Here is a 12,831-nt window from a genome sequence, read left to right on the forward strand (position 1 = left end):
TGCATGACCCGACTGCGCCTGGCCCTGCGCCTGCTGCACCTGGCCCTGGTAATCGCCTTCGGCACCTTGCTGGCCGGCATCGTCAGCCTGTTCGAGCGGGTGGTTCGGCATGACCTGATGCCGCTGCGCCAACGTCTGACCCGCTGGTTTCTGGCGCGCCTGGGCGGCGCTCTGCCGTTTCGCGTGCGGGTCGAGGGCGAGCTGCCGACGCAACCGATGCTGTGGGTCAGCAACCATGTGTCATGGACCGACATTCCGCTGCTGGGCGCCCTGCAGCCGCTGTCCTTCCTGTCCAAGGCGGAAGTACGCGCCTGGCCGGTCGCGGGCTGGCTGGCACACAAGGCCGGCACGCTGTTCATCCGTCGCGGTGCAGGCGACAGCAGCCAGGTCGGCCAGCAGCTCACCCGCCATCTGCAGCAGGGCCATCACCTGCTGATATTCCCGGAAGGCACCACCACCGACGGCCTGGCCCTGCGCACGTTCCACGGCCGCCTGATGAGCAGCGCCATCGACAGCGGCGCGGCCGTACAACCGGTGGCCATCCGTTATTTACGCGATGGCCAGCCCTGCCCGGTGGCGCCCTTTGTCGGCGACGACGACATGCTTTCGCACCTGCTGCGCCTGCTTTCAAGTTCGGCCTGTGAAGTGGAGATACGCCTGCTCGCACCGATCCCCAGCGAATCACTCAGCCGCAATGAACTGGCCCGGCACAGCCAGGCCATCATCGCCAGCGCCTTGCAACTGGAAACGCCCGCCATGGTGCCGACCGAAGCCGAAGCCGCCTAATCCACCGCGTAGCCCGGATGCAATCCGGGGGCTTTTGCAAGGGCTCCCTGGATTTCATCCAGGCTACAGGTCATAACCGCTCAGTCAGCCGGCGGCACGATCAACGCGTCGCTGTCGAGCGAGGCCAGCAATCGACTGGCCACGCTGCCGAGGAAGAAGCGCGACACACCTTCACGGGCGTGAGTGCCCAGGACCAGCAGGTCCGCGCCGGATTGACGCAAGGCCTCGCCAATCACACCTTCGGGCGAGCCGATCTGCACCCGCAAACGCTCATGGCCCAGCTTCGCCCCGACTGTATCCAGACGCTCAACCAGTTGCTGGCGCAGCAGCTCACACTGGTTCTCCAGCACCTCGGCGCTGATGCCGGCTTCCATCATCGCGCCCGCCGCCACCGGCTCGACCGCACTGGCCACATGCAGGTTGTCCAGGCTCGCCAGGCCCAACTCACGCGCCCGATTCAGCGCCTGTTGCGAGGTGCGCGACAGGTCCATCGCCAGCAGCGCATGACGATACTCCCGCGTTACCGGGCCATTGACCCGCAGCACGGGCAGATGGCTGCTGCGAACCACGCGTTCGAGCGTGGTGCCGACGAAGAAATCGCGCAGCGCCGACTTGCGATGCGCGCCCACCACCAGCAGATCGGCACCCACGCCCTGCGCGCTCTCGACGATCATCGTGGAGGCTTCGCCGGTGCCCACGATCACTCGCGGAACGCTGCCGGTCTGCTCGCCCAGGCGTTCGGCCTGCGCCTGCAAGAGCGTCTCGGCTTGCTGCACCTGACGCTGCACGTGCGCGGCCGGCGCATCGTCATCGATCACATGCACAAGGTTCCACTCACCGCCCCCCTGGCGACGGATCAGTTGCACGGCCCGTTGTACCGCGTGCGCCGAACGCTCGGACAGGTCGGTCGCTACCAGAATCTTGATCATCTCGTTTCCTCCGTGGGTTAGCACCGCGTTACATTCAAGCCCCTCCAGACTCCGTACTCCTTGATGCAGGTCAGGCCCGACGCGGTAAAGCGGGCTAGGGTAATCAGGACTGCTCACTGTGCCACCAGATGGCGTTCGACAGGTGCAGCCCGGCCCAACGAAGGAGACGCGCCGCATGGGCAACGCCCCCTCACAGCATAGTGACCACACCTGGCACGGTTTGACTGCACAACAAGCGCTCGACACCCAACACAGCAGCACCAGCGGTCTCAGCCAGGAAGAAGCCGAACTGCGCCTGCAACGTCACGGCCCCAATCGTCTGCCACCACCCAAACGACGCGGACCGCTGCTGCGCCTGCTGTACCAGTTCCACAACGTACTGCTGTACATGATGATGGCTGCAGCCCTGATCACCGCCCTGCTCGGCCACTGGGTCGATACCGGAGTGATCCTCGCTGCGGTGCTGATCAATGTGGTGATCGGCTTCATCCAGGAAGGCAAGGCGGAGAATGCCCTCGACGCCATTCGCAACCTGCTGTCGCCGCACGCCCTGGTCATGCGCGGCGGCGAGCGTCGCGAGATCGACGCCGATCAGTTGGTGCCAGGCGACATCGTCCTGCTCGTCTCCGGCGACAAGGTGCCGGCCGACCTGCGCCTGATCAACGTGAAGAACCTGTTGGTAGAGGAGGCGGCGCTGACCGGCGAATCGCTACCGGTGGAGAAATCCCTGGCCCGTTGCCAGACGGACGCGGCGCTGGGCGACCGCCGCTGCATGGCCTATTCCGGCACTCTGGTGGCCAGTGGTCAGGCCAGCGGCGTGGTAGTGGCCACGGGTGCTGACACCGAGCTGGGCCGCATCGGCGCCATGCTGCAACAGGTGCAGGCGATGACCACGCCGCTGCTGCGGCAGATCGAGCAGTTCAGCCGCTGGCTGGCACTGGCCATCCTGATCTTCGCCCTGGCCACCTTCGCCCTCGGTACCTTCTGGCACGGCCAGGACCCGGCCGAGATGTTCATGATGGTGGTGGCGCTGACCGCTGCCGCCATACCCGAAGGCCTGCCGGCGCTGATGACGGTGATTCTCGCCCTCGGCGTGCAGCGCATGGCCGGGCGCAACGCCATCGTGCGGCGCCTGCCGGCCGTGGAAACCCTGGGTTCGGTGACGGTGATCTGCTCGGACAAGACCGGCACCCTGACGCGCAACGAAATGACTGTGCAGCGTCTGGTCAGCGCCAGCCGTGTGCTAGACGTCAGCGGCGTTGGCTATGCCCCGGCGGGTGCCTTCCATCTCGACGGTGCATTGGTGGAACCGGATGCCGCACTGCTGGAAGTCGCCCGCGCCGCCACCCTGTGCAATGACGCCCAGTTGCAGCAGGACGCCGCAGGTAACTGGCGCCTGCAAGGCGATCCCACCGAAGGCGCGCTACACACCCTGGCCCTGAAGGCCGGGCTGGAGATCCCGACACTGAACCAGCAACTGCCGCGTAGCGACAGCATCCCCTTCGAGTCCGAGCATCGCTTCATGGCCAGCCTGCACCATGACCATCAGGGCCATGGCGTGATCTACCTCAAGGGCGCGCCGGAGCGCCTGCTGGAAATGTGCAGTGAGCAGCGCGATGCCGACGGTAGCGTGCAGCCGCTGGACGCCGACTACTGGCGGCGCCAGGCCACCGATCTGGCTGCCCGTGGCCTGCGTCTGCTGGCCATCGCCAGCCGCACGACCTCGGCCTCCCAACGCAGTCTGAACTTCGCCGATGTGGAACAGGGCATGACCCTGCTGGCTCTGGTCGGCATCATCGACCCGCCGCGCGAGGAAGCCATCGCCGCCGTCGCCGAATGCCAGCGCGCCGGTATACGGGTCAAGATGATCACCGGCGACCATGCCGAAACCGCCCGTGCCATCGGCGCCCAGCTGGGTATCGGTATCGGCATGCCAGCGATGACCGGCGCCGAGCTGGAGCTGCTCGACGAGCGCAGCCTGCGCGAGGTACTGCCTGGCATCGAGGTGTTCGCTCGCGCCAGCCCGGAGCACAAGCTGCGCCTGGTACAGGCCATGCAGGCCAGCGGCGACGTGGTGGCGATGACCGGCGACGGCGTCAACGACGCGCCGGCCCTCAAGCGCGCCGACGTCGGCGTGGCCATGGGTGACAAGGGTACCGAAGCGGCCAAGGAAGCGGCCGAAGTGGTGCTCGCCGACGACAACTTCGCCACCATCGCCGGTGCCGTGCGCGAGGGCCGGGCGATCTACGACAACCTGAAGAAGTTCATCCTCTTCGCCCTGCCCACCAACGGCGGCCAGGCACTGATCGTGATCGCCGCCATCCTGTTCCAGCTGACCCTGCCACTGACCCCGGCACAGGTGCTGTGGATCAACATGGTCACCTCGGTGACCTTGGGCCTGGCTCTGGCCTTCGAACCGGCCGAATCCGGGCTGATGGACCGCCCGCCACGGGCGCCGAACGAGTCATTGCTGTCAGGTTTCTTCGTCTGGCGCGTGCTGCTGGTATCGCTGCTGATGGCCGGCGCTGGTATCGGCCTGTTCCTCTGGGAAATGCAGCGCGGCAACAGCCTGGAAAGCGCCCGCACCATCGCAGTGAATGCCGTGGTGATGTGCGAAGTGTTCTACCTGATCAACAGCCGGCGCATATTCGCCTCCGTGCTCAGCCTGGACGGCCTGTTCGGCAGCCGCGCGGTACTGCTGGCCATCGCCGTCTGCCTGGTGCTGCAGGCGCTCTACACCTATGCGCCGCCGATGCAGGCTGTGTTTGGCTCAGTCGGTATGAGCCCGGATGAGTGGCTGCGGGTACTGCTGGCAGGCCTGGCGCTGTTCAGCGTGGCGGAACTGGAGAAATGGGTGGTGCGGCGCTTTGGCCTGTATGCCCAGGCGGCCTGAGCCTCTGTGAGAGGGGCTTGAGCGATGGTCGTCGCGGCTAAATCCCCTCCCACGGTGCTCATGCATCGCCAACCTGCCCAGAACGATCGCCAAACCCCGTGGGAGGCGCTTCAGCGGCGCCCCCTACGGATGCCGGGAACTCCCGTAGGGTGCGCCATGCGCACCGCAGCTAGCCCGCAACAACGGATACGCCCTGTCGATCCACCGCCATCGCAAGCGCTTTCGGTGCGCGCGGCGCACCCTACACATGCCGACCCGTAGGGTGCGCCATGCGCACCGCCTCTATCCCGATGCGTTCAACTCAGCTTCGGCGAAGGCCATCAGCTCTGGATAGAAGGCACGAAAATCTTCGCTCAGTGGCTCGTACAGGAGCTCCAGCTCCGACAGGCTGCCATCGAGCAGTTGCGGTTTGGACAGGCGCCGCTGCATGCCGGCAATCACCTGCTCCAGCACCGCGAACTCGCGGTAGCTGCCCAGCCAGTCCTGCGCCGCCATGCGCGGCGCCATCAGCGCCAGGCGTCCTGGCAGCTCCGCCTCGGCGGCCAGCACGCGATACACCTGGCGGGTGAAATGATCCAGCGGCTGCGCCGCATACTCGGCCCAGTCGCGCGCCAGGCAATGATCGAAGAACAGATCCAGCAGCATGCCGGCCGTGCGCCGCCGCGCGGCGGGAAACCGGGCACGCGCGCGCGCCTGCAGCGGATGGCTGTCGGTAAAGGCGTCGATGCGCCGGTGCAGACGAATGGCAGCTTCGATTTCTGCCGGCCAGCGCCCGGCAAGGGGGCCTTTGACGAAATCGCCGTAGAGGCTGCCGAGCAACTGCGGCGGGGCGTCGCCACCAAGATGAAGATGGGCCAGGTAGTTCATCACACGAGCTTACCGCCCTGAGCAGGACAATCGAAGCCGTTGATGGAGACTATTGGAACAATCGATCTGTATATCGCCAAGAGACGATATAAGGTTCGCCCCATGACGATACGCACCGACCCCGCCATGGACATCGACACCATCATCAAGGCCCTCGCTCATCCGCTGCGCCGCGAGATCCTCGACTGGCTGAAGGAGCCCGAGCTCAATTTCGCCGAACAGGATCACCCGCTGGAGATCGGCGTGTGCGCCGGCAAGATCTTCCTGCGCACCGGGCTGTCGCAATCCACCGTTTCCGCCCATCTGACCACCCTGCAACGCGCCGGTCTGGTGACCAGTCGCAAGGTCGGCCAATGGCACTTCTTCAAGCGCAACGACGAGCTGATCCAGGCTTTCGTCGAGCGCCTCGGCCAGCAACTCTGATTTGACCTTTCCCTCGGAGAAACCACCATGCCCACACTGTTCGACCCCATCCAGATCGGTGATCTGCACCTGAACAACCGCATTATCATGGCGCCGCTGACCCGCTGCCGCGCCGACGAAGGCCGCGTGCCCAACGCGCTGATGGCCGAGTACTACGTACAGCGCGCCTCGGCCGGCCTGATCATCAGCGAAGCCACCGCCGTCACGCCGATGGGCGTGGGCTACCCGAATACCCCCGGCATCTGGTCGGATGCGCAGATTCGCGGCTGGAGCAACATCACCCAGGCGGTGCACGCCAACGGCGGCAAGATCGTCCTGCAGCTGTGGCACGTCGGCCGTATCTCCGACCCCATCTACCTGAATGGCGAACTGCCGGTCGCTCCTAGCGCGATCCAGCCGGCCGGCCATGTCAGCCTGGTACGCCCGATCAAGGACTTCGTCACCCCGCGTGCACTGGAGACCGAAGAGATTGCCGATATCGTCGAGGCTTATCGTCAAGGCGCCGAAAACGCCATGGCTGCCGGTTTCGATGGCGTGGAAATCCACGGCGCCAACGGTTACCTGCTCGACCAGTTCCTGCAGAGCAGCACCAACCAGCGTACCGACCAGTATGGCGGCAGCGTGGAAAACCGCGCGCGCCTGTTGCTGGAAGTGACCGATGCAGCCATCTCCGTCTGGGGCGCTGGCCGTGTTGGCGTTCACCTGGCACCGCGCGCCGACGCCCATGACATGGGCGACGCCAACCGGGGCGAAACCTTCGGCTACGTCGCTCGCGAGCTGGGCAAGCGCGGCATCGCCTTCATCTGCGCTCGCGAAAAAGCCGACGATGACAGCCTGACGCCGCAACTGAAGCAGGCGTTCGGCGGCGTATTCATCGCCAATGAGCGCTTCACCAAGGATCAGGCCAACGCCTGGCTGGCTGAAGGCAAAGCCGATGCCGTGGCCTTCGGCATCCCCTTCATCGCCAACCCGGACCTGCCGCAGCGCCTGGAGCAGGACGCTGCGCTGAACGAGCCGCACCCGGAAACCTTCTACGGCTCCGGCCCGGTCGGCTATATCGACTATCCGCGCCTGTAAGATCGCAGCTGACGCACCTCCCGCAAGCGATATCCTGTGGGAGGGGCTTTAGCCGCGACCAATAAACGAACGCCCCGCATTGCGGGGCGTTCGTTTATCGAGAGGGTGGCACTCAGCGCTGATTGATCTGCTGCTGCAGATTCACCACCTGGCTCTGCAGGGTGTTGATGTTGCGCGTCATCTGCGCGCGGAAGGCATCGAACTCGGCGGTATTCGGACCGGCACTGGCGGCCGGGCGATTGTCCAGTTCGCTGCGCAGCACCAGCAGATCCTGCTCCAGGCTACGGATCGATTGCGCGGGGTTGCCCTGCTTCTTCAGCGCATCGATATCGCCACCGAGGGCCTTGATACGCGTGTCGAGCTTGGCCAGTTCGGCCTGGGTCGCCTTGGCATCCCCCTGCGCGGATTTCAGTGCGGCCTGCTCGGTGGAGAGTGCCTGCAGACGCTTGTCGAAATCGGCGCTGGCACCGAGACCACTCTTGAGCTCGGTTCCCAACTGCTCGACGCGCTTATCCAGTGCAGCCTGCGCCGTGGCGCTCTGCTGTTGCTGCTTGCCCAGCTCGGCCAGCCGATTTTCCAGCTGTTTGACCTGCAGTTTGAGCGCTTCGCTGCCGCTGGTGACGTTGGACTCGGTCGCCACCACCTTGCCGGAAATATCCTGAATGCGCCCGGCTGCCTCCTCGCTGATGCGCGCGAAGCTTTCCTGGGTCGCCACCAGGCGCTGCTCCATCAGGCCGATCTGCTGCAGGCTCCACCAGCCCAGGCCGGCCAGAGCAAAACTCAGCGCGCCAACCAGCGCCCACAGCGGCCCGGTACTGGCGCCCTTGGCCACTGGCACCTTGCTGCTGGTCACGCGGCTGCTGCGCGCAGCGGGCTCCTCACGCGGCTCGGCGAAATCCTCACGGCGCTCCGGAGTCAGGCTGGGCAGATTGTCGAGTTCGTCGTGGGCGTCGTTACGCATGGTCGGACCTATGGTTGGAACGAATGAACGGAAATGCCGCGCAGTATACCGATTCGCCATTACACCATCAGCGTCGCGCCAAGCAGGTGCGCGGCGCACCGACGAAGGGCGCGACAGGGCCATCGACTCGCCTGCAGCCCGGCAGTTCCGCAAAACTTGAACTGGTACGCACTTTGCTTTTTCTCCCGTCGTGAACGAGCCGATAGCGCGTCGCTCACAAGCCAGCAGGCGGCCTGAAAGTTCTGCAAAGCACGAAGAAGTGTTCCAGTCGACGGAGATCAGACTGGCGCGGTTACGGATGGCGAGGAAGGCCTGAGCCCGTGACCCTTCAACCAATCGGGGGAAGTGGCAATGGAACTGAACAAAGAAGTACTGGACTGCATGAAAGCGCTGCGTCGTCGTCTACGCGAAGAGCAGGACGTGGACATTCGCCTGAGCCAGCCCAACGCGGTCGGTGCCATGCTCGATGGCAGCCTGAAATCCGACGATGAAGAAACCCGCCGTCTCGGCCAGCGCCTGGCCGAACTGTCCGATCAACCGCAGCGCGCAGCGGCCACGCCACTGGCCGCAGTCGAGCTACCGGTCGGTGCGCCAACCGGCTCGGTACGCATCTATCGCGGCCAGCGCATCTATGCCTGAGGCCCCATCTGCGCCTGCCACCAGGTGCAGAATTCATCCAGTGCATCCCACAGGCTGGCCCGGGGCTCGTAGCCAAGGTACTCGCGGGCACGGTCGATGTTCAGGGAGAAATCCCTGGCCATTACCGCCACACCGAGGCGAAACAGACTCGGTTCGGGCCGCCCCGGCAGCACCCGACACACGCCTTCGTTGAGCGTCGCCGCGGCGTAGGCCAGTGGGAACGGCACATGTCGCGTCACCGGCGGCAGCTCCAGACGACGCAGCACGTAATTGACCACGTCCCACAGCGGCACCGGCGCGCCATTGCTGATGTTGTAAACCTGGCCGAGCGCTGCACCGTCCACCTGCAACGAACTGAGCAAAGCGTCGTTGAGATTGTGCACGTTGGTGAAGTCGACCTTGTTCAGGCCATTGCCGATGATCCCCAGGCGTCCCTTGCGCTGCATGCCGATCAGCCGCGGGAAGATGCTGTTATCGCCCGCGCCGGTGACGAAGCGCGGGCGCAGGGCGATCACCTCCAGACCGAACTCCTGCGCGGCGAATACCTGCTGCTCGGCCAGGTACTTGGTCTTGCCGTAGTGATCGGAGAAGCGTTTGGGCACCTGCTCCTCGCGAATATCGACATGGGATTTGCCATCGAAATAGATCGACGGCGAGGACAGATGCACCAGGCGCCGCACCTTCTGCTTGAGGCAGGCGTCGACGACATTCTCGGTGACCGTCACGTTGGCCTGATGAAAATGCGCGTAGTCGCCCCACACGCCCACCGCGCCTGCGCAGTGCACCACCGCCTCGACATCCCGGCACAGCGCCTGGGCCAACTCGGCATCACCGAGATCGCCCTGAATGAACTGCGCACCGCGCTTGATCAGATGCTGCACGCCCTCGGCACGACGGCCGTTGACCCGCACGTCCAGGCCCTGTTCGAGCGCGAAGCGCGCGAAGCGCCCGCCGATGAAGCCACTCGCGCCGGTGACCAGAATCCTCATCGCCATCCCCTGCCATTGATTCTTGTAGTTGCCGCACTCTAGCAGCGCCTGATCCCCCTGCCCTGTCGGTAACGGCCAGAATACCGACCCGCCAAGCCTCACTCGTCGGGCGGGCGCATGGACTCGTAGGGCGCACCGTGCACACCAGCCCGTAGAGGGATATCGCGCTTCATCCAGCGCCATGATTGATGCAAGCCAATATTCCCCATCACATCACCTTGCCGTTGGTGCGCATGGCGCACCCTACGGACCGGGTTGCGTCTGCACCAACGCGCCGCCGGCTGCGCGACGCAGGCGTTCGGTCAACTCGCTGAGCAACTCGCCGCCATTGCGCCAATGGTGCCAGTACAACGGCACATCGATGAAGCGCTCGGGCAGCAGATCCACCAACCTGCCGCTGGCCAGCTCCTCGCGTACTTGCAATTCCGGCACCAGACCCCAGCCCAAGCCGCCTTCAGCGAGGCGCACGAATCCTTCGGACGAGGGACACAGGTGATAGGCGAAGGCGCCTGTGACGCCGAGGCCCGCCAGGTAACGATGCTGCAACTGATCATCCGGGCCGTAAACGATGGCTGGCGCACGCACCAGCGCGTCGACGCTGACGCCTGCAGCAAAATGCCGGGCGATGAAGCCCGGGCTGGCCAGTGCGCGATAGCGCATCGCCCCCAGCGCCAAGCTGCGCGCGCCCGCCACCGGGCGCTCGGCAGCACACACGCAACCGGCCACTTCGCCCGCGCGCATGCGCTTGAGGCCAACCTCCTGATCTTCTACCACCAGCTCCATCAGCACTTGCTGGGTGGCGCAAAACTCCGCCGTCGCCGCCGCCCACCAGGTCGCCAGGCTATCGGCGTTGATAGCGATGCGCAGACGCTCCGGCAAGGCCTGTTCATCCAGCCCCGGCACCTGGCCTTGCAGGTCGCGCTCGAGCAGGCGCACCTGCTGCACATGGTTGAGCAGACGCCGGCCGATTTCGGTGGGCGCCGGCGGCGTCGCGCGTACCAGCACTGGCTGACCGACCCGCGCCTCGAGCAACTTGATGCGTTGCGACACCGCCGACTGCGACAACCCCAGCACCTGCGCGGCACGCTCGAAGCCGGCCTGCTCCACCACAGCAGCCAGGGCGGCGAGAAGTTTGTAATCGAACAATCGATTTTCCTAATGAGTGATCAGCAATATTTGTTTCTCTTATATACCCGCACACAGCAGACTTGCCAGCATTCAGCCCAATCAGGAGCCCGCCATGTCTGGCGAAACCAATCTCGCACGCCTGCTGCAGAGCATGACGCCGCAGCTCAATCCCGGTCAGTACGTGTTCTGCTGTGTCCCAGCCGAGCATGACTGCAGCGCCCTGCAGCCGCTCGCCAGCATGCGCGAACCTGAGGGTCTTAGCCTGGTGCTGACGCGCGAAATCGCCGATGCCCATGGCCTGCACTACGACTACGTCGCCGCCTGGATCACCTTGGAGGTGCATTCGTCGCTGGCTGCCGTGGGTCTCACTGCTTCCTTCTCCGCCGCCCTGGCGCAGGCCGGCATCAGCTGCAACGTGGTCGCAGGTTTCCATCACGACCATATTTTCGTGCCCAGCGAGCGAGCTGAACGGGCGCTCTCCACCCTGCGCGCCCTGTCGGCGGCGTCCATGCCGGAGCTGTCGTGATGTGGCAGAGCTACAGCAACGGCCTGCTGGTGGCCATCGGTCTGATCATGGCCATCGGGGCGCAGAACGCCTTCGTCCTGGCGCAGAGCCTGCGCCGCGAACATCACCTGCCGGTGGCAGCCCTGTGCATCGTCTGCGATGCCCTGCTGGTGGCCGCCGGCGTGTTCGGCCTGGCCACCCTGCTGGCGCAGAGCCCGACCTTGCTGGCCATCGCTCGCTGGGGTGGCGCGGCCTTCCTGATCTGGTACGGCAGTCAGGCGCTGCTGCGCGCCGCACGCCCACAATCGCTGCAAGCGGCAGGCAGCGAACCGCGCTCATTGCGCGCAGTGATGCTCGCCGCGCTGGCAGTCACCCTGCTCAACCCGCACGTCTATCTGGATACCGTGCTGCTGATCGGCTCGCTCGGTGCCCAGCAACCTGAACCTGGCGCCTATGCGGCAGGCGCCGCCAGCGCCTCCTTTCTCTGGTTTGCCACCCTGGCGCTCGGCGCCGCCTGGCTTGCACCCTGGCTGGCCAGGCCACTGACCTGGCGCCTGATCGACCTGGGCGTGGCAGCGATGATGTTCGCCGTGGCAGCGCAACTGATCCTGGGTGCGTTGTAAGGTTCGCAGTCGCGCATAATGCGTCTGGCCTATTACGCCAGGAGCAACAATGGATACCCTTCATGCGATGCGCGTGTTCGTTCAGGTGGTCGAGCGCGGCAGCTTTACCGCTGCCGCCCAGGCGCTGGATCTGTCCACCGCGCAGGTATCGCGACTGATCACCGACCTGGAACAACACCTGCAGGCGCGCCTGCTGCAGCGCACCACGCGGCGCCTGGCGCTGACCGAAACCGGCGAGCGCTATCTGGAGCGCTGCCGGCAGATTCTTGGCCAGATCGACGAAGCCGACGCCGAGGCGCGCGGCGCGCATCACACCCCCAGCGGTCGCCTGCGCGTGCACACCATGACCGGCCTCGGCCTGCAGCACCTGACGCCATTGATCGCCCGCTACGCCGAGCGTTATCCACAGGTGGTGGTAGAGCTCACGCTGGCGCAACGCACCCCGGATCTGCTCGAAGACGGCCACGACGTGACCATCGCCTTCGCCCGCGACCTGCCGGACTCGCAGCTGGTCGCGCAACGCCTGGGTCCGGTCTACAGCGTGCTCTGCGCCGCCCCCAGCTACCTGGCTCAGCATGGCATCCCGCAGCAGCCGAGCGATCTGCAGCAGCACCGCTACCTGCGCCTGACCGACCCGCTGTACCGTGGCCAATGGGATTTCGGCGACGAACAACTCGAGGCCCTGCCGGCCGAGTGCTTCCAGGTCAACGTCGCCGAAGCGCTGGTCAAGGCGGCCCAGGCCGGCATGGGTTTCTGCCTGCTGCCCTCGTTCGTCGCCAGCCAGCCGCTGCGTGAAGGACGCCTGCTGCGCATCCTGCCGCAGCACCGCCTGCGCGCCCTGAACATCTATGCGATGTATCCGTCGCGACGCTTTCTCGATGCCAAGACCCGCACCTGGGTGGAGTTTCTCAAAGCCGAACTGCCGCCGCTGCTGCGCGGTGACGAAGCGGTACTGGATGACGCGCAATACTGGGCGACGCCTGCAGGATTGTTGCGCGAAAGGTAAGGGTC

The 12,831-nt window shown here is 65.4% G+C and carries 13 protein-coding genes; 8 read left to right on the top strand and 5 right to left on the bottom strand.

What is annotated here, in order from left to right; all coding sequences use genetic code 11:
* Positions 1 to 3: 3 nt before the first annotated feature.
* Complete coding sequence (locus tag GV002_RS11275; protein WP_160018453.1) at positions 4 to 786, top strand: lysophospholipid acyltransferase family protein; 783 nt, start codon at positions 4 to 6, stop codon at positions 784 to 786.
* A gap of 80 nt (positions 787 to 866) precedes the next feature.
* Here the strand turns inward: GV002_RS11275 and GV002_RS11280 are convergent, their stop codons facing one another.
* A complete protein-coding gene (locus GV002_RS11280) occupies positions 867 to 1,715 on the bottom strand; it encodes a universal stress protein (protein WP_160018454.1) in 849 nt (282 codons plus the stop codon).
* Between the two features lie 175 nt (positions 1,716 to 1,890).
* Between GV002_RS11280 and GV002_RS11285 the strand changes: the two genes are divergently transcribed.
* The gene (locus tag GV002_RS11285; protein WP_160018455.1) at positions 1,891 to 4,608 is read left to right on the top strand and encodes a cation-transporting P-type ATPase; all 2,718 of its coding nucleotides are present in this window, start codon (positions 1,891 to 1,893) and stop codon (positions 4,606 to 4,608) included.
* A 282-nt stretch (positions 4,609 to 4,890) separates the two neighbouring features.
* On the opposite strand, the gene GV002_RS11290 is transcribed toward GV002_RS11285, so the two are convergent.
* A complete protein-coding gene (locus tag GV002_RS11290; RefSeq protein WP_160018456.1) occupies positions 4,891 to 5,475 on the bottom strand; it encodes an ACP phosphodiesterase in 585 nt (194 codons plus the stop codon).
* 102 nt (positions 5,476 to 5,577) lie between these two features.
* Between GV002_RS11290 and GV002_RS11295 the strand changes: the two genes are divergently transcribed.
* Complete coding sequence (locus tag GV002_RS11295; protein ID WP_160018457.1) at positions 5,578 to 5,898, top strand: ArsR/SmtB family transcription factor; 321 nt, start codon at positions 5,578 to 5,580, stop codon at positions 5,896 to 5,898.
* 27 nt (positions 5,899 to 5,925) lie between these two features.
* Positions 5,926 to 6,975 carry an alkene reductase gene (locus tag GV002_RS11300; RefSeq protein WP_160018458.1) on the top strand — a complete coding sequence of 350 codons (1,050 nt, stop codon included), beginning with the start codon at positions 5,926 to 5,928 and terminating at the stop codon, positions 6,973 to 6,975.
* 112 nt (positions 6,976 to 7,087) lie between these two features.
* Here the strand turns inward: GV002_RS11300 and GV002_RS11305 are convergent, their stop codons facing one another.
* Positions 7,088 to 7,936 (bottom strand): ATPase, encoded by an 849-nt coding sequence (locus tag GV002_RS11305; RefSeq protein WP_160018459.1) that lies wholly within the window; start codon positions 7,934 to 7,936, stop codon positions 7,088 to 7,090.
* A gap of 351 nt (positions 7,937 to 8,287) precedes the next feature.
* Here GV002_RS11305 and GV002_RS11310 point away from each other — a divergent pair, with 351 nt between their 5' ends.
* Positions 8,288 to 8,575: a hypothetical protein gene (locus GV002_RS11310; RefSeq protein ID WP_160018460.1), complete on the top strand. Its 288-nt coding sequence runs from the start codon at positions 8,288 to 8,290 to the stop codon at positions 8,573 to 8,575.
* Here GV002_RS11310 and GV002_RS11315 read toward each other — a convergent pair.
* Both GV002_RS11315 and GV002_RS11320 read right to left on the bottom strand, forming a co-directional pair.
* Positions 8,566 to 9,564, bottom strand: coding sequence for an NAD-dependent epimerase/dehydratase family protein (locus GV002_RS11315; RefSeq protein WP_160018461.1), 999 nt, complete (start codon positions 9,562 to 9,564; stop codon positions 8,566 to 8,568). The two genes, GV002_RS11310 and GV002_RS11315, sit on opposite strands and share 10 nt — an antisense overlap.
* 243 nt (positions 9,565 to 9,807) lie before the next feature.
* A complete protein-coding gene (locus GV002_RS11320) occupies positions 9,808 to 10,710 on the bottom strand; it encodes a LysR family transcriptional regulator ArgP (RefSeq protein ID WP_160018462.1) in 903 nt (300 codons plus the stop codon).
* A gap of 94 nt (positions 10,711 to 10,804) precedes the next feature.
* Between GV002_RS11320 and GV002_RS11325 the strand changes: the two genes are divergently transcribed.
* From GV002_RS11325 to GV002_RS11335, 3 genes are read left to right on the top strand one after another with little or no spacing between them, the layout of a single operon-like run.
* Positions 10,805 to 11,218 (top strand): ACT domain-containing protein, encoded by a 414-nt coding sequence (locus GV002_RS11325; RefSeq protein WP_160018463.1) that lies wholly within the window; start codon positions 10,805 to 10,807, stop codon positions 11,216 to 11,218.
* Entirely contained in the window at positions 11,218 to 11,820 is a 603-nt protein-coding gene (locus GV002_RS11330; protein ID WP_160018464.1) for a LysE/ArgO family amino acid transporter, read from the top strand. Before GV002_RS11325 ends, GV002_RS11330 begins: the two co-directional genes overlap by 1 nt.
* A 49-nt stretch (positions 11,821 to 11,869) precedes the next feature.
* Positions 11,870 to 12,826, top strand: a complete 957-nt coding sequence (locus GV002_RS11335) for a LysR family transcriptional regulator (RefSeq protein WP_160018465.1) — start codon at positions 11,870 to 11,872, stop codon at positions 12,824 to 12,826.
* Positions 12,827 to 12,831 lie beyond the last annotated feature (5 nt).

The organism is Pseudomonas sp. 8O, assembly GCF_902506495.1.
GTDB lineage: Bacteria > Pseudomonadota > Gammaproteobacteria > Pseudomonadales > Pseudomonadaceae > Aquipseudomonas > Aquipseudomonas chaetocerotis.